We start from the raw sequence: 23,172 nt of genomic DNA on the forward strand, positions 1-23,172 counted from the left end.
GGCTGTTTTCCCAAAATGCAAAGCGGAGTCGACTCGCCCATGCATCCTGATATCAATCAACTACCTGTCAAGGTGGCCAGCCACCCCAGCGTCTGTGCCGCAGGCGCCTTCCAGGATCCCCCGCACACAGCTGGCCAGCGTCCCGACACCGGCCAGCTCGGCATGGGGACGTTGGCCAGCGCCTGCAGGGCTAAATAGTTGGTCTGCAGATCGGCCCGATAGCATTCCCTCGGCGACCACCTGCTGCAGCAAGGCGATCAGGGCGTCGGCCTTATACTCGCCGGTCACCGTCTGCTGTTGCTGACCACCGGGCGAGTTCAGCTGTATTTGGACACCAGTCGCATTCCCTCCGATGTGTATACTCACCGGCGCCACCTGCTGGGCTTGCTGCCGTTCCTGGGGAGTGACACACATGCTGTCCCCCTGAACACCGGCGGCGGCCAAGGCGAGGGCCCAGTCTAGCACCCGCTCCTGGACCGCCGGCATACAGATCTCCACCTCCCGTTCGGTACCGGTCTCGGCCATCAGCAGGCCCATGAGCTCAGGGGGGAACCGGACCCGCAGTGGTTTTCCTGTTTCGGCCAGCTCAGCCAGTTCGCTCACGGGCAGCGAGAGCGGGCAGGTTTGCCACTCTACCGCCCGCTCGGTGTTGGCCACAGACAGCAAGTGATGGGACCCTACCTGCCAGTACGTCAGATTCCCGCGCCGCTGGCGATAACGGGGCACAGTAGTGCTGCCGTCTGGATAGACCTGTAACTCATGGTCAAGCCAGTTGATGGCCTAGGGCTGTTGGAGTAGACGGGCGACCACCTTTGCCTTGCGGAGCAGCTTAGTGATCTCAACGTCCGGATCGCTGGCCAGGGTGATGGGTTCGGTGACAAGGGCGGGCATGGGGGGCTCATGGGCGATAATGGAGGACCATTGTACCTGGTTTCGGTCGTGAGGATTGCAGTGCTACAAGCGGGGAGGATCCCGGCCGCCTTCGATAGCCTGTTTTGGCCGTTGGCCTAGAATGCAAAAGCCCCGCAATGCGGGGCGTTGGCCGACCTACAAGCCATACTGATTCAACTCCTGATGCAACTGCACCTCGTCGTTGCTGGGATGCATCACCCAATATGCCCTCCCACCGATGAACAACAACGAGCATACGAGCACGATGTTCTGTAGTGTCGTCCAACGTAGGACTGAACCGCCTGCAATCGGCTTCACGAGCTCAATCAGCAGGATTACCCCGCCTCCCATCAGCAATATTTTTATCACCTCTATCAGTAATGGCCGCATACCTACCAGCTCCATCAATACATCCCATATCGCGTTCCACATGTCATCACCCTATCTCAACGCCTCAGCACCATATCTGGCCTAAATGCTGTATAAAAACACAGCAGAAAGGAGCATATCACTGCGAGCCTCCCTTGCGCACCACCGCGCGGTTAAATAAACGGCGGTATTCCCGCTGGCTTTGACCGTTGGCCCACAATGCAAAGCTGTGCCATCGCCACGGCCATGCATTCTGATATCAATCAGCTATCGGTCAAGGTGGCCAGCCACCCCAGCTCCTGCAGGGCAGCATGGTTTGCCTGCAGATCGGTCTGCGCCGATGGCGATAGCTTCCCCTCGGCGACCATCTGCTGCAGCCAGGCCAGCAAGGCAGTCAGGGCGTGGGTCATCTGCTCGCTGGCCACCGTCTGCTGTTGCTGGCCCCCGGGCGAGTACAGCTGGACTTGCACACCGGTCGCATTCCCCCCCAATGTGAATACTCATCGAGGGCAACTTCCGCGCCTTTTGCTGTTCCTGGGGGGGGGAATGTCATCCCTTCCCTCTGGACCCTGGCCGCCTCCAAGGATAGTGCCCAGTGCGACACCCAGTTTCGGATCGCATCGAGGCAACCGGCGAGTAGGCCATGGATCAGTACAATTCATAAATCCAAGTTGGTTTTAAGCTCGCGCTGGATCTGCTGTACCTGCTCAGGCGGCCATCGAAGACGCACAGACACTCCGGCTGCAATCAATGCTTCTATCTCCCGCAGCGGGTGGCCAGGCCGGTTACAGGGCTGCAAACCAGGGAGGGCCCGCTCAGGGTCAAAAAAAGGGGAGGCCGAAGCCTCCCCCCAAAAGTCACTTTTTGTACCAGGGTCACTGGCCTACGTGTAGGTGAAAGTGAAGAGAAATCTTCACTTGATACACCCAGAGCAGTATCAGACCGTTGGCGATAAGCATGGCAGTTAACATCTTATATTTCCTTATAAAATTCAGGCGATTCCTTTCGCCTGTTGGTTATGGGCCTCCTGGCTGGCCATAAAGACTCGCTTTTGTGCTCATGTTGATATTATACGCCCAGCCCCTCGACATTTTTCATAAATTTCAAATAAATCATACAGATAAAGTGCTACTCTCGCGCAGGTATCACTCGTTCCCAATACTTGGCCAGCCCTGTTGATCTGCGAAGTATTCACGGCGTCCACAATAGGGGGGGGCACCAGTTGATCTGGCTTGTATCTTGCGGCGCCGCCCGTCGCGCCAAGACAACTTGGCCTGCTGCCGCCCCACCAAGTCCGCCGGACTAGCTCAGTGGCCGTTCAGGGTGGCCAGCCACTTTAGCACCAGATCCGTCAGCACCCCGCCGCCGGCGCCTTCCAGGATCACCACCACAGTGCTGGCCACCGCGGCAATCACCGGCAATTTCCACTTGGGGGCGGCGGCCTGGGCCTTGAGTGTATCAAGCTCGCTCTCCTGCCCCCCCCCAGGCTGGTCCGCAGCCTTCTGTGGGTAGGTGACGGTTTGCTGTTGCAGGCCCCCGAGCGAGCTCACCATCAGTTGGCCACCGTGGAACCCGCCATCAATGCGAATAGTCACCGGCGCCAGCGGCTGGGGTGGAGAGGGTATCTCATCCCCCTCGATCCCGGCCTCAACCAGGTCGAGTGCCCAGGTCAGCAGTTGGTCCCGGACAGCATCGACAAGTGCGCGGATCTGATTGCCGCCAACCACCCGTACCGGCTCCATTGAGATATTCAGGTCTTGCATCAGCAAGGCCATCATCTCCGGCGGAAGAACCATGCTCACATTTTTCCCGGGTATAGCCACGTCTTCCAACCCGCTGATGGACTGACCAATGCGGCATGTCGAGACCGCTTCTGCGAATTCAGGGTGGTCGATGATGATGGGGATCAGCCCTCGAAATGGATTTCGTGCTTTCAACTCACAGCGTATGACGCGATAGGAGGGCAGCTTGGCATCATCTGGATAGCCCCGCAGCTCATGGTCGATCCAGGTAGTCCACTCAGCCTGTTTGAGTATACGGGCGACCACCTTGGCCTTGCGCAGCAGATCGGTGGTCTTAACTGCCGGATCACCGGCCAAGGCAATCAGGTCAGATAGCGGGGTGGGCATCGAGGCGCTCCTAGGCGACAAAGAGCCCCAGTGTACCCGATTTAGCTCGGTCGGTTGCCGCGCTGCAAGCGGGGAGGATCCCGCCGGTCCTCGCTGGCCGGATTTGGGGCGGGCTTTGGCCGTTGGCCGTTGGCCGTTGGCCAAAACAGCAAAAGCCCCGCATGTGCGGGGCTTGAAACGGCTTATCAATCTTGCGCTGTCATACAGCACAACCTGCACTATAAAAACTTCTCTGCCAGCGCTTGTTTGCCCTTTGGATCTGATGACTGTAGGAGATCCTGTTCAGGGTAATAAAAACCGCTTACTACCAACTGCGAGGCACCAATCATGACGTTGACCGACAGTTCATGGCCATCATTCCAGGTATCCCACACGGAGGCTTTACAGAGCTCGCCATTGAGCTCAAACGTAAATTTCTCGCCGCCCATTTTATACTGTTTCAATGCGGTACGCAGCAGCGTTTCCCCGATGAGATCCCGCTTTTTCTTGGAGAGCATATCCAGAGACCATTCCTTAACAGGGCCATACATACCGCTGTTGTTTAACGCCTCCAGGATCTTTCGCATATGCCCGCCGGTGTACTGATTGACCAGCAATGATGAGCGGGAGCCATGAGGCTCACCCAACAGGTAATTTCTGATATTCCACCATGTTTCTGCGACTTGCGAATGTTGGGCGTTCCTGACCAACTCCTGCACACACCAGGCAAGTGCATCTCTGCTACGAATAGTTCCATCGGCCTCCTGCGTGACCTCTGTTGCTTCAACAACCACTGGGTATGCATGATCGCTATAAAGTGGCGTATCCGTCCGATATGCACTTAACCCTGTCAGGGTGTTGACATATTCCACCAATGTATTCGCTTTATCCTCATTGTAGGGACATGTCACAAACCCCCTGACAAACTTGATAGTGTGGTCAATCCCTGTGTATAGACTGCCCAAATCCCCCTGTTCTCCCCCCTGGTCTCTGGGGATCGTCAGGATCGGGTGCCATGATGGATAGCTTGTGATTGAAGTGCCCAACACCTTCATCAGAGACTCAACCTCTTCTCGCCCTTTCTCAGGTGCGCTCAGATTTTGAGTCAGGTACTTCAGCGCATTCATGTTGGCCTCTGCAGAGGCGGTGGGATATCTAAATTCCATAACAAAGCCACTCCACGCAAAACACATAGTTTACGTAAACTATCTATCTCACGAATAACAATGTCAATACGTTTTATGACTTGAGTCTGCAATGCAGTATGGTGCCACCCTCGCGGGGCACGATTTCGTCTCGGCTTTGACCGTTCGCCTAGAAAACAAAGCGGGGCCTCAGCCCCGCTTATGCCCCCGATAGCGATCAGCAACCGGTCAAGGTGGCCAGCCAGCCCTGCGCCTCCCCCGCAATCACCCCGCCGCAAGCACCTTCTAGGATCGACCGCACACTGCCAGCAACAGTGCCGATCACCGGCCACTTGGGGTTGGGCGAAGCGGCTTGGGCCTTAAGCGTATCCAGCTCGGCCTTCAGCTCCGTGCACGCCTCCCGAGATAGTGTTCCCTGCGCAATCACCTGTGCCAACCAGGGCAGCAGGGCCGCCAGAGCCTCGACCTTCTGTTCGCCGGCAACGGTTTGCTGTTGCTGGCCCCTAGGTGAGCACACCATGATTTGGCCACCGTGGATTCCGCCCGTAATCTGAATGGTCACTGGAACCAGTTGCTGAGCCTGCCGCTGCTCTTGAGGAGTGAAGCTCATCCCTTCCCCCTGGATCCCCGCGTCGGTCAGATCGAGCGCCCACGACAGCACCCTATTCCTTACTGCTTCCAACAATCCACATACCTGGCTTGTCGATACAACTATTACGGCCGTCATGGGGAGCGGCTGGATATCCCGAAGTGCGGCGGCAATATCGGGTGGGAAATGGCATAGCAGTTCCTCACCAGATTCCGCCAACGCTTCAAGGTCGCTGACCCCCTCAAAAAATAGAGCTGTTGATAGCAACTCTTTCTCCCGAGGTGTACCAACGTGCAGTGGGATTAGCCCAATTACAGGATTCTGGGCGCGAAGCTCCCCACGAACCAGCCTGTATGAGGGCAGTGGGCTCCCATCGGGATAGCCCTGCAGTTCATGGTCTATCCAGGTGGCCCACTCGGGCTGTTTGAGAAGGCGAGCGGCCACCATGGCCTTGCGCAGCAGATCTGTCGTCGCTGGCCATGGCGATGAGTTCAGGGATAAGGGCGGGCATCGATGCGTTCCTGAGCGAAGAAAAGGGTGCCCCATTGTATCCGGTTTGGCCATGTCAGTTGCAGGGCTGCAAGCTGGGAGGACCCGCCCTAGAGGACTTGTTTTTACGCGGTCTCTGGCCGTTCACCAATAAAACAAAGCACCTCAAAGCGGGGCATTGTGTGAATTCAAGGCCGGTGATCACAGTTGGCTCGGGGGGAGGGGAGGTCACCTGACTTTCTGGAAGATGATGAGGATCAGGGGGACACAGACCAAGAAGCCCAAAGTGGCCGCGTCAAACACGACGCCAGTGGCTTGCATCACTGCCTCAATAATGGAGCGGTGGTACTCCAGCGATACGGGGCCTGTCCCTATAACGCTCTCTTTCTCTGCAATGTGCCCAAAGCTGGTAGAGGCCACCCCCAACCATAGGTAGTAGCCCATCGAGACAAGCACAATGCCGGCCCAACGCAACACGGTTTTGTTCTTACTTGCTGACATGACTCTCTCCACCTAGTAGCCCACCCACCGAGCCGCCTGAATACGGTGAGACGGTGCCAATGGCAGAGGCTGCCTTGGCCATGGCCATGGCCCGGTGCTTTCGTATGTCTGGGTTGTCCTCGTTCGCGGGCATCACCCCATCAGTATTCGGGTATTGCCGCCGAAACTTGCTGGTCATATCGATAACCAGCATCGAAAGCTCGGCACTCTTCTTCATCAGGTAACGCTGCTGGTACAACGATACGGCAAAGCCCTCTTCATGGGGGTAAGCTGGATCTGCCGAAATGTCTGCTTATCCTGAAAAGCCATCATTGGGGAACCGTATAACATTGAACATCAGCCGTTCAACTATCGACAAAGCGCTGCAGATAAACCGCTGCCATCTTGTCAGCCGGTCTATTATGCTATGCAGCCACCTGATGGGCACAAAGCTGATGCGGCGCCTTCCCTGGCCATTAGCCTCGCCTATCAGGTGGTTTTCTGCAGGTGATCCTGGTAGACCTTCTGCCACTTGGTATGCTCAGCATTATCGCCTCGGGCCAGCCAGAAATCACAGATACTCTCTGCCAATTCTGCGGCCATGGCATTGTCACCATCACGACGACAAATCAGATACTGGGCCAACCAGTTTTGGTACTGCTTCATTGAGACCTCTTCAATCACCCTCCGGGAGGGCCGATCTTAATTGATCGGCTGAGTATCCGTCTTGGGCTGCGCGGTAAGCGTTCATGATCGGAGCCCAGGCCATACAACAGGGGGGATACTGTTGCTAGGCCTCACAGTATGCTTTATCAAAATCGACAAACCATTCTTTATAGATTTTGTAGAAGGGATTTTCCTTGTCATGCGAGGTTTGAGTTTTCTTCGCAATCCCCTTGGCCAGCTGGATATCAGGCTGGCCAGGGGGATTGGTCAAAAATGCCTCCACATATCCGCCGGTGGCCATACCTAAGCCAATATTATCTCGGCGTACTTCACACCGTTCATCCCTCACCTTGATACCATGATGGCGCCATGACATCGTTCAAGTCGTTTACAATTGACATAAAAAATCCGGAACCTATGACAGGTTCCGGATTGTCCGACAATCGGCGTCTCGGTTAATAGTTCCTTAACTGATCTGCATAGCGGTTGTCACCGGGCAATTCTTATTTAAGATATTGAAATTTGAATGAAATTGGCGCAGAAAATGCCTTAAACGAGCCCTCTTTATTAACTACTTTCACAACTATGTCATCACGAACAACACCTTCCACTCTCATTGCATAGTTTGCACTTCCATAGCCACCGGCAGAAAAACAAAGGGCGATAGATACTGAAAAAAGAAGCAATACTGTTATTTTCGCATGAGGTGGACTAAGCAACAGGCTTGTAGAAAAAAGAGTGGCATTTACATAGATTAAATACATATACAAGTGTGAGAAATCTTCCGTTATGCCAATTTTGCGGCCAAAGCACACGACAAGCCAAAACAAGACACTGATAACACATGAAATTCTTGCGTTCACGATCTCTTTCGCGAAGCTTCGTTCGCTAAGACGAGACTTCAATGTGGCGACATCATCCTCATGAATTTTTTTTGTAAAGAATTTGGTAATGTGCACAAACAGCATAACGGATAGCACTATGAAAGCAATGACGCGCCCACTGCTAACTATATAACTATTCACCGTAAGAACATCATTTACATTCAACCCAAGAGTAATGAAGTATGTAAATTCATAAGAATATCCCCAGGCGGCGAACAAAACTGCGAGTGGGAATAAAAAACCAACCAGAATTTTAACACCCAATATTTTCTTCATCAAGTTCTCTAAAATCCCTTCCATTGTCATGCACCCGTATCCCTCATGAATTTAATATTTCCGGCCTGGGATAGTAATACCTCAGAGACAAACCCGGCGGGAGCCGGGGTTTATCTAATGTAGAGCGCTCTAACGTGTTTCAAACATTAGAGCGGCTCTCAAGTTATGCGGGGTATATTTAAATATCAACCTCCCTTGCTGTGCAAGCCTCAGCAACTTGAGAGCAAATACTCCTTGGCGACCATCATTCACTAGCTGGGCATGATTAGTCAGAATGCCCTCTTTAACGAAAACTAAACTCGGGTCAAAGCCATATTTTTCCCGAAACGGCTTTACAAGCTCTTCATGCCCCGCAAGCAGAGTGGTTACAAGATTGACCATGCGGAACTGATCTTCATGACCCTCTTCGAGGGCCTTCATCATCGCTTCAATATTGGCGTTCTTGACCGTGAATACAACTTCTTCTGATTCCGACACTATGCGCTCCTCACTACAGATCATGGTCACCAGCAACAAAGGTGACCTTTGCCATAGCTTGACGTGTTGAGAAAAATAATCAAAGCCCCCTTTGGCTCCTAACGCGCATTTCTGCCTCAAGAATTCCGGTCAGGGCAGACGCTAAAGCCTGTGTACGGGCCTGACACACAGTGAAGAGCTACCTCACTCCAATGTCGTGACAGCACTCTGATGAGGGGCGAAAAAAAATATCGCATTTTCTGAAGGTTTTTGGCGCGCATTAGTAATTGGCATCGTCTGGCGCATTCCGGCCAGAACGGGCCCGGTAATCCTTGCCACCCGAAACGACACAAAAACAGGAGAATTTTTATGAAAAACATGATGATACGGGTGGTTCGCTGGGCCTTAACTCTCATCGCCGAGCAAATTGCATGGGGGCTCAAAGTCGCGATCAGGGGGGCTATCATCTTGGCCGTCGTCAGGGCGTACCCGGATCTAGCCTGGGTTATTCCGCTCTGCTGACTGAGAAATGAAAAGCGGGGCCGTCAGGTCCAATGCCAGTCAGTTAAGAGAATTTAAGTCCCAACCCTCGGGGCTTAAGGGGTAAAGAGTGAGGGAGGTATGATGCCTCCCTCTTTTTATTACATGCCAGTCATGGCATGGGGTTGAGCCAAATTGACTCTATTACCGTGAAACCTTTCCTGATATTCAACATTTTGAATGCGCAGTCAAAAAAAGGCTTAACTGATTGGCATTACCGCTAAGCGCGGCTTTGTTGTGAACAGAGGGCCTATTTTTTAGGCTCACCCTCAGTTTCAGGCGTAGGGTTGGCTGCAGGCTCTATCGGCTTGTCAGACTCCTTATCCAGGTTGTTCAGCAAGTCGCTCACCACGTCCTTGGCATCAGCCATGCCTTTGTCTACCGCAGCAGCAACATTCACTGGCAGTGTGCGCATAGCAGTCGTGACCTTAGCAAAGCCGCTTACGTCGGTGGCTGTGACCTTCTTGTCTACAGGGGCCACGTCATTGATGGCTTTCGCCATCATGCCATTAGCCGCTGGCTCCCCAAAATCTTCGACCAAATGCTCGTAGGTACTGGTTTGTTTCAGCACGTTGGCTGTACCGGCCACTTGCTTGCTTTTTTTATCGTTTGCCATATTTGACCCTTGCTTTACGTCTGTGAGTGAAAGCCCCAAGGAGGTGGAGCGTTTTGCCTTTCGGCCACTAAAATAAGCAAGATTTGACAGTGAAATGCAATCCGAATCGGGCGCAACTTTGACACAATTTGTCTGTTATAAACCGCTCCAATGGAGACTAAACCAATACAGGGCAAGTGCTCAGCTACGATCATAGAACGACAAAATCACCGCGTTCTGATAACCGGCCACTCTCTCTTGGCGGGTAGCCTAAAATGCAAAGCGGGGCCGCGGCCCCGTTCCGGCCCCCCCCCGATAACGCTCAATTGCCGCTCAAGGTGGCCAGCCACCCCAGCGCCTGCGCCGCCAGCACCCCGCCCCCTGCGCCTTCCAGGAGAGCCCGCACACTCCCGGCCACGGCACCTATGACCGGCCACTTGGGGTTGGGGGAGGCGGCCTGGGCCTTGAGCGTATCGAGCTCGGCCTGCAGCTCCGCACACGCCTCCCGCTGAAGTTGCCCTTGCGCGATCACCTGCGCCAGCCACGGCAACAGGGCTGCTAGGGCTGCCACTTTTTGCTCGCTGATCACCTTCTGCTGTTGCTGGCCGCCGGGCGAGCTCACCATCAGCTGGCCACCGTTGAAATCCCCCCCGATGTGGATGGTCACCGGCGCCAGCTGCTGGGCCTGCCGCTGCTCCTGGGGGGTGAACGTCATCCCTTCCCCCTCAATCCCCGCCTCGGCCAGATCGAGCGCCCAAGTCAGCAGCTTGTCTCGGACCGCCTCAATAAGCCCTCTGATCTGGTTAGACCCCAAGGCGAGTTCCGGCACGCCTGGCAGCGAAAGCTCTCGCATCAGAAATTCCATCTGTTCGGGGGAGAAGAATGACCGAACCACTTCACCCGGTACGGCTAGGTCCTCCAGTGCGCCCATCGGATGACCGAACCGACATTCTGATAACAGCCTGTTCATCTCGGGCTCCCGTATTGGCAACGGGAGCCTTCCGTGACCAGGCACATCGACCTTTAGCTCACCTTGGAGCAAGCGGTAGGGCGGTAAAGCCCCGAGCAGCGGATATCCCTGCAACTCATGGTTGATCCAGGTGGCCCACTCGGGCTGTTTGAGCAGGCGGGCGGCCACCATCGCCTTGCGCAGCAGATCGGTGGTCTTGACGGCCGGATCGCTGGCCATTGCAATCAGTTCAGGGATAAGGGTCGGCATGCAGTGCTCCTGGGCAACAAAGGGCCCCATTGTACCCAGATTCGGCCATAGCAGTTGCAGGCCTACAAGCGGGGAGGATCCCGCCTGCAGCCTAGGAATGGATTTCAACTCGGCTTTGGCCGTTCGCCACAATGCAAAGCGGGGCCGACGCCTGCTTATGATCCCCTGTATCGATCAGCCGCCCAAAGTGGCCAGCCATCCCAGAGCGGCTTCTGTCAGCACCCCGCCGCCGGCGCCTTCCAGGATCGTCCGCACACTGCCGGCCACGGCGCCGATCACCGGCCATTTCGGCCTGGGCGAGGCGGCTTGGGCCTTGAGGGTGTCCAATTCGGCTTGCAATTCGTCACGGGCCTCCGGCTGCAGTGGCCCTTGTACGATCACCTGCGCCAGCCAGGGCAGCAGGGCGGTCAGCGCCTCGGTTTTCAGTTCACCGGTAATAGTTTGCTGTTGTTGGCCACCGGGTGAGCCCGCCATCAACTGCCCGCCGTAAAAACCGCCCTCAATATGAATGTGGGTCACCTGCTGCGCCTGCTGCTGCTCTTTCTGCGTAAAACTCATGCCTGCCCCCAAGATCCCCTCCATTTCAAGTTCCAGTGCCCAATTCAAAACCTGGTTTCTTACCGCCCCCATGATCCGCTTCATGCTGGACAGTGTAAACCGGCGAAGAGGGGTGCATTTCGTGCCTAATGCTGCCCGCAATGCATCTGACTCGCGGGGAGAGTATTGCATATGGATATCGTCACCTTCGGCACACCAGCCCTCGATTTCTTCAAGGGGGGTGTCGAAGGTGCAGAGTTGCCATCGTGCTGCTATTTCAGCAGATGGAAAGACCACCCCCTTTAATCCATGGTAGTCATCGACCATGACTTCGCCTTGAACATGGCGATAGGACGGAATGACGTCATCTGGTCCGTAGCCATCAAGCTCGTGCTCAAGCCAGACAACCCACGCGGGCAACTGCAGACGGTGGGCGGTCACAAGGGCGCGGCGCAGCAGATTGGAGGTGGCCACGGTCGGATCACTGGCCATGGCGATGAGTTCAGGGATAAGGGCGGGCATCAAGGTACTCCTGGGCTATATGGGCCACCATTGTACCCGGTTTGGCCGTGCCAGTTGCAGGGCTGCAAGCTGGGGATGATCCCGACCGCCCTCAAGGAGCTTTTTGCCCGCCGCTTTAGCCGTTGACCAAGACGCCCAAATCCCCCCTAGCCAACTCAACACCTTGTGTCTGAACTGCGGGCCAGTGCCACCATATCTAGTGGAACTGCCAGGGTTCTCCCCCGCTCGCACCACGGCTTTGGCTTTTCGCATGCCGTTCTGGACAGTGGTGAGGAATTGGCGGAAAGATGCGAAAGGGGCATTACGGGGGAGGGGGATCACGTTGGTGGTACCGCTAACGCAGCACGTCTTCAGGTACAACTACACGAACTACTCCCGAACAATTTACTGGCCAGCAACACTCACCTCAAGCCACTTCTGACGTATATAAGGCATTGGTCGATACGTTGAACCGAAAGAGTGTATACCGAGGTGCAGGCTCTCGATGCGGCGGCCTCGGAGATCGAGCTGAGCTTTTCGGTACCGATCGAGGGCAATCTGCTGCTGGTGAGCTGAGTTGACGCCGGTCGGCGCAAGCTACAGGATAGGGGACACAAACAACACTCGCGCCAGCGGAGCCGGGGTGTTTATCAGAATTCATTTTTGAGTAATCAATATCAACTTTGATGGAGTCCTTAACATGTTGACCACCGCCGTACACTTTATCCAACATCAGCTGGGCCAACCCGCCCGCCTCCATGCCCTGCTGGCCACCGATCCCGCCCTGGGCTATGCCCTCGAGCAGTCCCCCTCAGTCAGCACCGCCAGCATAACCCGCTGGCACGAGTGGCGACCGGCAGGCTGGGACGCCAAGACAGGCGAGCTGCGCGGCTGGGGGCGGATCAACGGCCAATACCAGGGTCATGCCATCCTAGTCGGTGCCCTGGCCAACCTTTGCGAACAGGCACAATTTGAGGAGTGGGCCTGTGACATTCGCCAAGTCCAGGTGCTAACAGCATCGAAGAGCCCCCTCGAGAACTTCGCCGATCTGGATGCCTTTGCCGAGGCCCGCTGCCGTGGCTTCCTCGATGACCCCAGCTCCGACAACATCGCGCACAACCTGGGCCATGGCGAGGTCAGGATAATGCAGCCGGGGCGCGGCGACTATTTTCTCTACCACGGCTGGGATGGCCGTGTCTGTCTCGCCAACAGCGGCGGCAGCCATCATTTTTCGACCGCACGTTATCTGGCCGGAGTCGCCAACCAGCCGGTCGAGCTCAAAGGACGGCTCAAGGGCTACCTACTCAATCCCGCCGCAGTTAACGCCCTCACCGAGGAGTATGAGCTGTTTGCCATCACTAAGGATCCGCTGCTCTGGCATGAGTTGTTTGAATCGATGCGGGCACTGCAGGCCAATTGGTTTGCCGGTGATTTGCCCCGCCCTCACCGCGAGGGGAGGGCGCTGTTTCTGCCCAGGGCCAACCATCGCTCGATGACGGTGGCCAGTGTGCTGCGTCAGGCCGGGGTACCCGATCTGGGGGTCTATCTGCAGCACCAAGTCCATCGGCAACATGACTATCCGGTCGGGCCGATCATGGCCGGTTGTCACGGCTAAACCCGCACCTTGCTGCTACTATCCCGCCCACAGGGAACAAGCCCCTACTGGGGGCGCTTCAGAATTCGGAAAATTCGTACGGTAAGAAATTTATCCACTGATTCACGATTTCTTTCCGTTTTATAAGACGACCTCAACAAGGGGCCCTCTCACAAAAAATTAAAATTTGAACAATCAAAACACTGAAAGATAGGTCATGACATCCCCTAGGTCTGACAATTGGCAACAAAAAAACCCCGCCATGGCGGGGTTTGAGCGATGTTTAATGATGTCGGTGCTGTGTTACACGTACTTTTTGAACCAGTACGTCAACATGAAACCAGCCACAACGGTCAGGGCAGCAAGAATAGTAACAGTGGATGATTGAGCAAGTATGGTGCCGGCGTACTTGTAGGCCAGTATTGGTTTTATCGCCAACACGGACCAGCCCAACAAGATCGGCCAATACTTCGCATCCCCCCAAAGCACCACAATAGCTCCCACAACGATGACGGGGACCAAATTACGGCCTGAATCAACGATCACATCAAGCGGCACTCCGATTGTTTTGGAAAGCCAAAACAAAACAAGAAGTACGGCAATAGCGATGAGAACCACAAAACCGCCACTGTTATTCATAGAACACTCCTGATTTATCATTATATTGGTGCATATCGAACTCCATCATTTTTGCGCAGCCGGTGAATTTCACCGCCTGTGTTATTGCTGATAAGCTTGGGCGGATTGCCCGGGTTATTATTGGTCGCGAGTGGCACATTGCAGACCGAGTGGCCATAGAGACAGCTAGGGCTGTTTCTGCATGTGCGCTGACACCGGAGAAATACAGGTGAACGGGCATGCAGAACCAGCCAACAAGGGCCTAAGCGATAAACCACAGGTAGGGATTGACGGCATGGGGAGGGCCGGGAGATTGAAAGTTGGGGCCAGGCCTGTTGGCCGGTCCCCTCAATAGGCTCCGGGGACACTGGCTAGATTACCCTGGAGTATGGAGATCATCAAGAGTGGGCGAATAGAAACGTGGATTGGTGAACATAGTTGGCAAACCAGACCTAATACAACACACTCGCCGACATTAACCGCCATTAATGACAACAGACTCGCGCCCCAACGATGCTTATACTGGTTCGAATTGTGGTAATTCGGCACGATTCAGCCACATCATAATAGCCTCAGTATGATTGGAGGCCAAGTCAATGCACAGATCGCTGCAATGCTGAAGCCACGTCAATACAGAAGAAGAACTAGAGTCAATAATGATCTCTGTTGACTCTAAATGGATCTTGCAGCCGGGCGGAAGAATGCTCGCGTACATGATCATGATTTCGCCCAAAGAAGGGGCTGTTTGTGTATCTGTTGCCATAGTATCTGTCTATCAATTTATCCCACGGCAGCATAACTCAAAGCTCGCCCGATAATCGGGTGGCAAAAGATCGGGGGGTTTTTGCATACTGGTAGATAGCATGTAGAATGCCTAAAACTACCGATAAATGAGTGGGTTATGACAAATGAATACGGCAAGGCATTCAAGGTATACCGGCAGGATCTATCAATGGCTGCCACCTTCCAGGCAGTGAAGGCCCCCGCCGGATATCCGACTGTGCGACTTGAATTGGCACAGATGTCCGGAAGCAATGCGGACTGGGCCAATAAGTGGGGAATTAATATCTCACTCAAGGAGCTACATGCAGTCGCGTCGGTCCTGACAGGCCTTAAGAAGGCTTGCTCTGGTTCATTTCATGGCGATGAAAATAACCATAGTTATGATTTTTCAAACAATGGGGGAGGAGTCAAACTGGTGATACATTTCGCAGGACATGGCCGCTCGATAACGCTCAATGGAAGTGATTCATTCTGGTTGTCTACCTTGGTCATTGATGCTATTTCGAAAAATGCACCGCCAGGGTTTGCAAGCAATCTCATTATGCCACTCATCCAAAGAACGCAGTTTTGACTTTATTGTTTCTTGGCGCCAATTAGCAACCATCGACGCCAAGAAATAGTACTACTTTACAACTGTGACTGATTAATCTGTTTCACCTTCGGAATAGCTGCTAAATACATCCTCGCTTGCAATGACGGTACGCATTTCCTCTCTACTCGTTTCTGTGTAGATCGAGGTAGTTGAGATATTTGAATGCCCCATCAAGTCTGACACTGTTTGTATGTCACTACGCTTCAGGTTCTTTTGCGCAAAGGTATACCTTAGGTCATGTGGTGTGGCTCGCTCAATACCAGCCAAGATAAGCCTTTGTTCCATCATACGGTTCACGCTTGAGCGGTCGAGCGGCCTCAGTTGCCCAACCATATGAGGTTGAATCCGCTTTTTAATTGCATCATTATCTGTGTATCGTACAGTTTTCCCGCCTCTATTGATTGAGCAGAATAATGGCCCGAGGTCATTGCCTCTGATCTCGGTCCAATTCCCAAATATTTCTCGCAGTCCTCGAGGCATAGGCAGTGTTCTTGGTTTGTTTCCTTTGCCTTTGTAAACCAGCAATTCTCCATCAATAGCACCAGCCCACCTGATATGTTCAATCTGTAGGCCAACCACTTCCATTCGCCGTAATCCACACCCTCTCATAACAGACAAGATGGCCATATCACGAAGCCCTTTGGGGCTTTTGTCAGCCCCCAACATACTAAATAGGCAAGATATCTCGTCGTCAGTTAGGCTTCTGTGAGGACGGATTTCGCCACGCCCTTGTGAGCCTTTGATGTTCTTTGATACCATGATTGCATCATACTCGCCATGATTGTCATCCGGGATCATCCGTAGCAATTTTGCCATTTTTAATACCGAGCGAATCATGCTCATATGACGATGTATAGTTTTTGGTGCCAACCCTTGTTGTTCCAGATAACGCATAGTTATCTGGTAGTGATTGGACGTCATAAGATGCCAAGGCGCAACTTCAGGCTCTGAGCTATACAGTAGCTGACTGATTTTTCTCAACGTCGATTTTGCCGTCGACCGGCTGCCAGAAGAAAGAGAAGCCAAGTATCCGGTATATGGTGATTCTGGGATTAGATCAATTCTGCCAGCAAGTGTGTTATCACCGTAGCGAGTGAGAGTTGTTGGCTGGCCCTTCAAACAAGACTCACTGCTGCTCGTAGGGAATAATTCACCTTTGACTTTGCTCAATTAACCTTCCCCCCTAAAATACTCAGCATTTCATTCATAGTTTGCAACTTTGCCTCTTGCTGAATAATAACGACTTTTGCCGCCCTCAGTTCATCCTGTGCTTTCGTGGAATTGCTTTTAGCGGCATCATTTTGCTCTGACAGTTCAATTAAATCACGCTCGAGGTTATCTACTTTCATCACCAACTGTTGCTCTGCAAGCCCAGAATTTTGCAGCTGCAGGCGCAAGGTATTGCATTCGTTTTTTACTTCATTCATGCCGGCTAATTGGCTCTGAAGCATGAGAACCTTGTGCTCTAGCTCAATGCAATTCCGTTGGCATGAACGCAATGCTTCCTGTGTAGCATCAAGCTGAGTTGCTTGGGCAAGTAAATGATCTTTGGCATCGAGCAATTCCGCTTTTGATGAGGTATTTTCAGATTGAAGTTGACCCACGATGGCATTGGATTCAGCAAGCTGTCTCTGTAATTCGACGCGCTGCTCTGTCGACATATCCAGGCCTGATTGTAAACGGGTGGCTTCGAGCTGGAGTGCTTTCGATTCTTCCTTTGCAACCCGGGATATCGCTTGCGCATCATCGACTTTACTCCTGGCATCCAGCAGATTCTCTGATGCGATTGCGAGAGCAGATGTTAGTCGAGCCACTTCTAATTTGGAGGAATTATGCGTTTCTGAAAGTTCGGCAAGCCGATTTTGAAGTTCCTGATACTGCACATTCACTTGGTCATAAAGTGCTTGCTGCCGGTCGAGCTGTTCCACCAACACAGCATTCTCTGCTTCGATTGTCTCGATTGCAGACTCATTCAACTTAGCCTGTTCATCCATGCGCCGGCGCTCGGCAACCAGGTCCATTTGTTGGCATTCTGCCGCAATGCGCCAAACCTGCTCGATGAGCTCAATACCGGCGGCCGACACCGACGAAGGCACATTAGTGGTGCTCGGCGCAGGGCGATTTTCAGTCTGCCACTCCCTCAACACCGGGCCGATCTGGGAGTTAGAGCCGCGGCCCAGTCGCTGAATAATTAGCTTGTATGTTGGTGCATGGCCAGTAGAGGCTACCTCCTCAATGGCCTTCCAGATATCTTCTCGTTGCAAAGCTACCTTCGCTTTCATAACTATCCCCGATAATGACTGCTTTAAAGATTAACGATGTAGCATGTAGCATGTAGCATCTCATTACGTGCGACATTACACAATCATAAGTGACGAGAGCCGCGACAGGCCCCACCATAACCACCATCGCAATTGCGTCAAACTGTCAAGATAACCCATCAAAAATACATAACGCAATGAAATGTATATTCTATTGCGTTAAATACACGGCGGGAGTAGGATTCATTATGTCGGCGTAGCCATCACTACATTGCGACACTACACGAAGTATAAATGGCACTTGGTCACCAACTATCAGCCACGTTATGGTTGGTGGCTGGGGTTAGAGCTGGAAGCAACGGAAGGAGGAAATGTGGGAAGCTTGATATTGGGTGTTGACCACCGATTCGTCACGCTGGCTTTTCTTGGAGCCACGGTGGCGGCCGGCTGCGCACTACGGTTTGGATCTGGAGCGGACTTCGCTGCTGGTTATTACGCACTCACAGCATTGGTCATGGCCATAGGGCTTGGGTGTCTGTATGGCGGAGTATCAGCGAACTACTTGGGCTTAAGTTGGCAGTTATTCCAGTACCCATACGATATGGGTACCCGTGCTCGCCTGGCATCTCTCTTGGTGATGCGTCGCCGAGCAGCTATAGGACTTGGTTTCGCAATGGCAATGACCAACAATTTTCTTATGTTGGCGGCTTTTGGGAATGGTGTCTTCTCTGCCACTTCACTCGGGGTGTTGGGAGGGATCTTTTTCGTGTTGGTGTGCCAGTGGCATTTCAAAAAGTAAATGGCCTAATACAAACTATGCCATGATTAAAAAATAGGCGATAGAGCTAGCTTTCATTGAAATCTAGCGTCCTTCGCTACCTCGCCCCAAAACATCTCCGTTCGTCATCTCTCACGAGATTGACTAGGATTTTCAGGTGCAAAGGGCGCCGAAATCGGCCGCGCTTTCAGGAAGCGTCATCTCCCATGGACGAGGTGTTGGTTCGTAGTAGCGGATCCCTACAGATCTTGCCGTGCTCTTCAGCTCGCTCAATATCAATTTAGCTGAGTTCGCTACAGCGAAACGGTGGGATGGGAGAATGGAACTGATTCCTTCCTGCAGGAGGGAAGGATAAAAATGATTGGATTGAATATCTCCGATGCCAACTTGAATACCGACAGCATCATATATTTCAGCAAGCCCTTTGGTATCTAAACGCTCAGGAAAAATGCCTAGTGAATCTGGAGTTCCCATTAAAATAAAATGTTTATTGTGAGCCCGCAGTGCGACATGTCTTGTCACGGTTTCAACGAAACGATAATCAGCCAATATTTGCATGCTAATTGGGATGAACATTTTAGGAGCTTCACCAATAGCATCGCGAGGAATGCTTTTCCAAACATCCAATGCTTTTCCAAGAAGATATGAACCAAGCAAAAACTCTACATCGTAGGTGTAGGTTGCAAAGCGCATAGATAGCGGAAGGCGTAGCACAAGAGCGTTGGTAGTATCCCCATCAGCCGGGAACACTGGGTCTAGGGTCAGCTTGATGCTGTCAGCAGCAATTGCTTGGCGTGCCAATTGAGCCGCAGTAAGTTTGTCTGGTTTCATGTGGTTATGTTTTTTTCTCCGCTTGTCTTTAGGCATTGTGACACACCTCCGTAAGCGAAATTAATAGTCAGCTGAGGTGATGGTTTTTCACTGCAGCAATCACAGCATGGCAGTTTGGGACTCAAATTACAACTAACCAAATGTATGGTTTGGCTACATTACAATGTCTTACCACACGAAAATGTTAACATACTATTACGCGCTTCATTTCATTTGGCAAGGTAAACCCCCTCCTTCGTTCAGCGTTTCGCAAGGTAATCCAACATCCCCATAGTTCATTTCATATGCTAATCCCTTCATTTTAGCCTAGGGGCACCACCCTAAACCTCCAATGGCGTTGATCCTCGCCCAAAGGTAAGGCTGAGACTGGACCTGACGCAGGCCTTGAGGATGGCAGCACCACCCTACAGCCAGACCGCAGCCTTGGAATCCGGGCTCATCAGCAGGCACCGCCCCACAGCGGTGGCCGCCCGGGGCCTCGAGCTCGCAACGGTCCGGGGCTACCGCAAGCTCCTACAGGGCCCCACCAAGTCCAGCCCTCCACGGGGCGCACCAGATCACCCCCGCCGGCAGTGGCCACCCTGAACACAGAACCGACCAGCGGCCCACACCAAATCACCTGAACCGACGCTGGCCAAGCTCGTTGGTGGCTCGGGGCCACCTGCAACACCGGCCTCGCCTGATCCCCCCTGCCCGGGGGCTGCCACAAGCTCCTGCAGGGCCCCACCAGATCCAGACCCCTTAGGGCACCGTGCAAGTCCCGGCCAGAGACCGGTCAGAGCCAGCAAGATGGCGGGGATCGTCCTGGGAAACCGCGTACACCGACGGGTCTCCAGCTCCACCACACCACGGGGCGCTCGGGGTCCCCTACAGCACCGGTCCGCCGGACACCGTACCGGATCACACGCTCCGCCGCTGCCACCCTAGGCGCCGCACACCAGCCAGGACATCCCAAGAGTCAGGGGCCTATCCGCGATCCGGTCACCGGTGTAGGTGTAATAGATGCCTCCTCCCCCTCCGTAGAATCTGGTCATAGCTGCCAGGCATCGGCGTTCAGCGCCTCTACTCTAGACAGTAAAAAAGCCATCACCCCTGAGGGTGATGGCTTTTGGCTTCGATCATCAAGAAGCTAGTTGAGTCTGTATCTTAAGTATCGTCATTACTCTCGCGCTAGGGCGATCGCAGTGTCGTAAGACATCATGTATGGTCACATTGATACCTTCAGCTCCCGGGTAGCGGTAATGCTCACCCGCTTCACTCGATAGCCACTGATTCAATGATTCCAAGTTTTCGAATTTAGCTGGCCAATACCCCAGTTCAGGGGATAGGCGGACGTTGGAAACGGATAACCGAACAATGGGATGAATGCCATTGAGCAGACTTTTCAGATCCATAAGTTCTCCGTTATTCAAACGTGCTGCAGCCAGTCGCTATGGGGGAACACATCTGGTCCGTAATTCACCAGAATATCGTTCCAATCCATATCACTTTCAGGTCTGATGAGCTTCGGATTGCATCTAGTTACCTTTATGCCTGCAGATAGCAGGTTTTTCTCCAACTTAGCTGCATTCACTTCTCCGGCCGGGTCAGCATCTTCCCAGATGTAGACGTGTTTGACTCCCATGCAAACAATCCAGTTTCCCATCAGAGTTGCATTGAGTAGCCCCCATCCCTGCATACCGGTGGCTGATTCAACACTTAGAAGGGTCTCAAGTCCTTCGGCTACTGCAAGAACCGGGGTCGGTGGGCAAAGTTGCACGGCACCACCCGATATTGGGGCTGTTGACACAGACGGCCTCAACTTCTTAACCTTTGGCACAGGAGCTTTCAGCCCATCGCTAGTGATGAAGGTTTGATGGAGGCTGACTGGCTTACCTGAAGGATCTCGGATCCGGCAAAGGATGCAAGGATGCTTCCCAAGATCAAGTTTAAACGCCACTCCTTTGTGAAAGACCGCCTTATGAGATGTTATTGCCGCCTTGATGTGATCGGGCATCTGCGATATTGCCAAACGAGCCAATTTCGCAGATGGGTGAGCCAAGTCGACAGCCTCTTCAATTAGTTCTTTCTGAGTAGATTGGCGCTCGCCAGCAGGCTGAGTTGTATTATGGCCATTTTTATCAAGCCACCAGTAACGCATTCCTTTTGGCTCTAGCGTGATTATGCACTGACCATAATTCATGTCGATGTACCGCACACCAGGGTGGAGCCTTACTTCCCCACCAAGGGATGCCACCTTCGACAATATTTTCCGGTTCCTGAGATACCGAATGGCCGGCTCAGCTTGCGGTTTGGTCAAAGGCCAGGCTTCATCCCAAAGCTGGGCGTTTTTATTCGCGACTGCTTGATCCCGCCGGGCATCTTCCTCCGCTCTTTCCTTCTCCCACGCAAGTTGCATAGGCGATTTCGGAGGGGGGGAAAACACGCCAGACGTAATCCCATCCATGTAGCCACTGGCGATTGCCAGCTGCTCGAGGACCTTCGGGAAAGGCCAGTTTGTTTCCTCCATTACAATGGAGAAACCAGACATAACCCCACATGAGTTGCATACTCCAACACCGGTGGCTTCAGAGTCGAGCTTGCCCCTATGGATTAAGCCAAAGGCTTCTCCACTACGGCCACCGTGTCTTGGGCAACTGGTTTTAGGTGCCTTCTTACCTGGAATGAAACCTCTAGTGGCATCACCGAATAGGCCTAGGTGTTTGTACGCTTCGACCCATAAGCGGTTGTCATTGAGATATGCGGCCAAATCATCCGCAACGATTTCATAGTGCATGTCATTACTCCATGTTGTTGGTGTTCCCCATTTCGCCCGATTACAGGGGGTACGGGCTGGCGCTTGCATATTGCAAACACTCAGCAATGGCCGTCCATTGCTCAGTATTCGAAAGTCCCCCCCTCCAGCGTGGAGGGGGGGGGGTATCAGGCAGCCAAGATGGTGCCCTTGGCTAGTTTGAATAGCTCACGTTTAAGGCCAAGGATATTGTCTACAGCAATCCAGTTCCCTGGTTTGAAGTAGTAGTCCATGGCAACTTTCCCGCTTGCGTACTGGCCAATATAGATGCCAAAGACATCAATGCCATGTTGTCGAACCATATTGAAGGTATCAACGCATTCAACGTCTGGTTCACCATCGGTGATGACGATCAGACTCTTGCGTTCAGCTTGCTCTGGCATCAGGGCCAAAAATGCGTTGCTGAGTCCTTCCCTCATAGGTGTTCCCCCATCGGCACAAGTCAGATCGAGACGAGTGCTTGTAGTTGCGGGATCCTCACCAAAACGCAGTAGGTCTACGTTCCAATTTCCGAAGGACTGAATACCAATAACAGCCCCATCGATCTGTTGAACTGCAAGAGCCAAAGCCAGACAGGAATTTTTTGCTACCTCCTGTTGGCAATTCATCGAGCCTGACAAATCCAGCAACACCATGATTGCGCTATCAATGCCAACGTTTTTGGCTTTGCCGCGGTAAACGCGCAAATCACCTTGCTTGAACCGGTTGAACCGGGAGGTGACAAAGCGCTTTCCGCGTCGACTCAATCCAGGAGCACAGTTGGTTTCGGTCTCTACGAGCTCCATGAGAGCTTGTGTGATTGGTCTAGATGCAGCGAGGACTTTAGGGAGCGTGACACTCCGGCCAATCTTCGTGTTAATCGCATCAAGACGTGGCCTTAATGGCGTGTCGAGTTGAAAGCGGGAATCGGCTTCGATCAATGACGCCAGCATTTTACCTTTGTCACGGCATTCAACATCTGAGGATCCAGTTCCGGCAGCCTCAAGACAGGCTTCTAACTCCTGAATTTGCTTAGACCTAACAACGTCATCAGCACTCGGCCTGCCGGCAGCACCAGCACCGGGTTGACCGTCAACGTCAGCTTCCGGTTGACCATCAGCGTCAGCACCAGGTTGGTCGTCAGCGTCAGCACCAGGTTGGTCGTCAGCGTCACCATCAGGTTGGTCGTCAGCGTCA

The 23,172-nt window shown here is 53.2% G+C and carries 26 protein-coding genes; 4 read left to right on the forward strand and 22 right to left on the reverse strand.

Annotated elements, in window-relative coordinates; all coding sequences use genetic code 11:
* Positions 1 to 60: 60 nt before the first annotated feature.
* From OKC28_RS10225 to OKC28_RS10280, 12 genes are all read right to left on the reverse strand, one after another.
* The gene (locus OKC28_RS10225) at positions 61 to 726 is read right to left on the reverse strand and encodes an AbiTii domain-containing protein (RefSeq protein WP_232484511.1); all 666 of its coding nucleotides are present in this window, start codon (positions 724 to 726) and stop codon (positions 61 to 63) included.
* 321 nt (positions 727 to 1,047) lie between these two features.
* Entirely contained in the window at positions 1,048 to 1,323 is a 276-nt protein-coding gene (locus OKC28_RS10230; RefSeq protein WP_088813947.1) for a hypothetical protein, read from the reverse strand.
* Between the two features lie 200 nt (positions 1,324 to 1,523).
* Positions 1,524 to 1,730 carry a hypothetical protein gene (locus OKC28_RS10235; protein WP_157669145.1) on the reverse strand — a complete coding sequence of 69 codons (207 nt, stop codon included), beginning with the start codon at positions 1,728 to 1,730 and terminating at the stop codon, positions 1,524 to 1,526.
* 837 nt (positions 1,731 to 2,567) lie between these two features.
* Positions 2,568 to 3,389, reverse strand: a complete 822-nt coding sequence (locus OKC28_RS10240) for an AbiTii domain-containing protein (protein WP_171277335.1) — start codon at positions 3,387 to 3,389, stop codon at positions 2,568 to 2,570.
* Positions 3,390 to 3,607: 218 nt separating this feature from the next.
* A complete protein-coding gene (locus OKC28_RS10245; RefSeq protein ID WP_088813945.1) occupies positions 3,608 to 4,534 on the reverse strand; it encodes a hypothetical protein in 927 nt (308 codons plus the stop codon).
* Between the two features lie 196 nt (positions 4,535 to 4,730).
* Positions 4,731 to 5,666 (reverse strand): AbiTii domain-containing protein, encoded by a 936-nt coding sequence (locus tag OKC28_RS10250; protein ID WP_333562733.1) that lies wholly within the window; start codon positions 5,664 to 5,666, stop codon positions 4,731 to 4,733.
* Positions 5,667 to 5,819: 153 nt separating this feature from the next.
* A complete protein-coding gene (locus tag OKC28_RS10255; RefSeq protein WP_088813944.1) occupies positions 5,820 to 6,092 on the reverse strand; it encodes a hypothetical protein in 273 nt (90 codons plus the stop codon).
* Positions 6,079 to 6,309 (reverse strand): hypothetical protein, encoded by a 231-nt coding sequence (locus tag OKC28_RS10260; protein WP_088813943.1) that lies wholly within the window; start codon positions 6,307 to 6,309, stop codon positions 6,079 to 6,081. Before OKC28_RS10260 ends, OKC28_RS10255 begins: the two co-directional genes overlap by 14 nt.
* Before the next feature lie 251 nt (positions 6,310 to 6,560).
* A complete protein-coding gene (locus OKC28_RS10265; protein ID WP_088813942.1) occupies positions 6,561 to 6,737 on the reverse strand; it encodes a hypothetical protein in 177 nt (58 codons plus the stop codon).
* A gap of 124 nt (positions 6,738 to 6,861) precedes the next feature.
* Positions 6,862 to 7,113, reverse strand: a complete 252-nt coding sequence (locus OKC28_RS10270; protein ID WP_232484509.1) for a DUF2931 family protein — start codon at positions 7,111 to 7,113, stop codon at positions 6,862 to 6,864.
* 127 nt (positions 7,114 to 7,240) lie between these two features.
* Positions 7,241 to 7,927 (reverse strand): hypothetical protein, encoded by a 687-nt coding sequence (locus tag OKC28_RS10275; RefSeq protein ID WP_088813941.1) that lies wholly within the window; start codon positions 7,925 to 7,927, stop codon positions 7,241 to 7,243.
* A 99-nt stretch (positions 7,928 to 8,026) separates the two neighbouring features.
* Positions 8,027 to 8,374, reverse strand: coding sequence for a hypothetical protein (locus tag OKC28_RS10280; protein WP_171277336.1), 348 nt, complete (start codon positions 8,372 to 8,374; stop codon positions 8,027 to 8,029).
* Between the two features lie 348 nt (positions 8,375 to 8,722).
* Here OKC28_RS10280 and OKC28_RS10285 point away from each other — a divergent pair, with 348 nt between their 5' ends.
* The gene (locus tag OKC28_RS10285; RefSeq protein ID WP_171277337.1) at positions 8,723 to 8,875 is read left to right on the forward strand and encodes a hypothetical protein; all 153 of its coding nucleotides are present in this window, start codon (positions 8,723 to 8,725) and stop codon (positions 8,873 to 8,875) included.
* 268 nt (positions 8,876 to 9,143) lie between these two features.
* On the opposite strand, the gene OKC28_RS10290 is transcribed toward OKC28_RS10285, so the two are convergent.
* The 3 genes from OKC28_RS10290 to OKC28_RS10300 all read right to left on the reverse strand — a co-directional run bounded on the left by OKC28_RS10290 (position 9,144) and on the right by OKC28_RS10300 (position 11,766).
* Positions 9,144 to 9,509 carry a hypothetical protein gene (locus OKC28_RS10290; protein ID WP_088813939.1) on the reverse strand — a complete coding sequence of 122 codons (366 nt, stop codon included), beginning with the start codon at positions 9,507 to 9,509 and terminating at the stop codon, positions 9,144 to 9,146.
* 301 nt (positions 9,510 to 9,810) lie between these two features.
* Complete coding sequence (locus tag OKC28_RS10295; RefSeq protein ID WP_232484508.1) at positions 9,811 to 10,707, reverse strand: AbiTii domain-containing protein; 897 nt, start codon at positions 10,705 to 10,707, stop codon at positions 9,811 to 9,813.
* Positions 10,708 to 10,881: 174 nt separating this feature from the next.
* Positions 10,882 to 11,766 (reverse strand): AbiTii domain-containing protein, encoded by an 885-nt coding sequence (locus OKC28_RS10300; RefSeq protein WP_157669143.1) that lies wholly within the window; start codon positions 11,764 to 11,766, stop codon positions 10,882 to 10,884.
* A gap of 679 nt (positions 11,767 to 12,445) precedes the next feature.
* Between OKC28_RS10300 and OKC28_RS10305 the strand changes: the two genes are divergently transcribed.
* Positions 12,446 to 13,360: a DUF6685 family protein gene (locus OKC28_RS10305; RefSeq protein ID WP_232484507.1), complete on the forward strand. Its 915-nt coding sequence runs from the start codon at positions 12,446 to 12,448 to the stop codon at positions 13,358 to 13,360.
* 282 nt (positions 13,361 to 13,642) lie between these two features.
* Here the strand turns inward: OKC28_RS10305 and OKC28_RS10310 are convergent, their stop codons facing one another.
* The gene (locus tag OKC28_RS10310; RefSeq protein ID WP_088813938.1) at positions 13,643 to 13,978 is read right to left on the reverse strand and encodes a hypothetical protein; all 336 of its coding nucleotides are present in this window, start codon (positions 13,976 to 13,978) and stop codon (positions 13,643 to 13,645) included.
* Between the two features lie 880 nt (positions 13,979 to 14,858).
* On the opposite strand from OKC28_RS10310, the gene OKC28_RS10315 reads away from it, so the two are divergent.
* The gene (locus tag OKC28_RS10315; protein WP_088813937.1) at positions 14,859 to 15,311 is read left to right on the forward strand and encodes a hypothetical protein; all 453 of its coding nucleotides are present in this window, start codon (positions 14,859 to 14,861) and stop codon (positions 15,309 to 15,311) included.
* Positions 15,312 to 15,383: 72 nt separating this feature from the next.
* Here OKC28_RS10315 and OKC28_RS10320 read toward each other — a convergent pair whose 3' ends face one another.
* Positions 15,384 to 16,502 (reverse strand): tyrosine-type recombinase/integrase, encoded by a 1,119-nt coding sequence (locus tag OKC28_RS10320; RefSeq protein ID WP_157669142.1) that lies wholly within the window; start codon positions 16,500 to 16,502, stop codon positions 15,384 to 15,386.
* The gene (locus tag OKC28_RS10325; protein WP_088813935.1) at positions 16,499 to 17,614 is read right to left on the reverse strand and encodes a DNA-binding protein; all 1,116 of its coding nucleotides are present in this window, start codon (positions 17,612 to 17,614) and stop codon (positions 16,499 to 16,501) included. Before OKC28_RS10325 ends, OKC28_RS10320 begins: the two co-directional genes overlap by 4 nt.
* Before the next feature lie 280 nt (positions 17,615 to 17,894).
* Here OKC28_RS10325 and OKC28_RS10330 point away from each other — a divergent pair, with 280 nt between their 5' ends.
* Entirely contained in the window at positions 17,895 to 18,392 is a 498-nt protein-coding gene (locus OKC28_RS10330) for a hypothetical protein (RefSeq protein WP_157669141.1), read from the forward strand.
* Positions 18,393 to 18,524: 132 nt separating this feature from the next.
* On the opposite strand, the gene OKC28_RS10335 is transcribed toward OKC28_RS10330, so the two are convergent.
* The 4 genes from OKC28_RS10335 to OKC28_RS10350 all read right to left on the reverse strand — a co-directional run.
* Positions 18,525 to 19,238 (reverse strand): hypothetical protein, encoded by a 714-nt coding sequence (locus tag OKC28_RS10335; protein ID WP_088813933.1) that lies wholly within the window; start codon positions 19,236 to 19,238, stop codon positions 18,525 to 18,527.
* Between the two features lie 1,372 nt (positions 19,239 to 20,610).
* Positions 20,611 to 21,978 (reverse strand): toprim domain-containing protein, encoded by a 1,368-nt coding sequence (locus OKC28_RS10340; RefSeq protein ID WP_157669140.1) that lies wholly within the window; start codon positions 21,976 to 21,978, stop codon positions 20,611 to 20,613.
* 146 nt (positions 21,979 to 22,124) lie between these two features.
* Positions 22,125 to 22,928 carry a vWA domain-containing protein gene (locus OKC28_RS10345; RefSeq protein ID WP_088813931.1) on the reverse strand — a complete coding sequence of 268 codons (804 nt, stop codon included), beginning with the start codon at positions 22,926 to 22,928 and terminating at the stop codon, positions 22,125 to 22,127.
* A 62-nt stretch (positions 22,929 to 22,990) separates the two neighbouring features.
* Positions 22,991 to 23,172, reverse strand: a 182-nt coding sequence (locus OKC28_RS10350; protein ID WP_270689121.1) for a hypothetical protein, incomplete at its 5' end; no start/stop codon positions are given.

Origin of the sequence: Aeromonas sp. D3, from assembly GCF_027705025.1 — a bacterium.
Taxonomy (GTDB): Bacteria; Pseudomonadota; Gammaproteobacteria; order Enterobacterales; family Aeromonadaceae; genus Aeromonas; species Aeromonas salmonicida.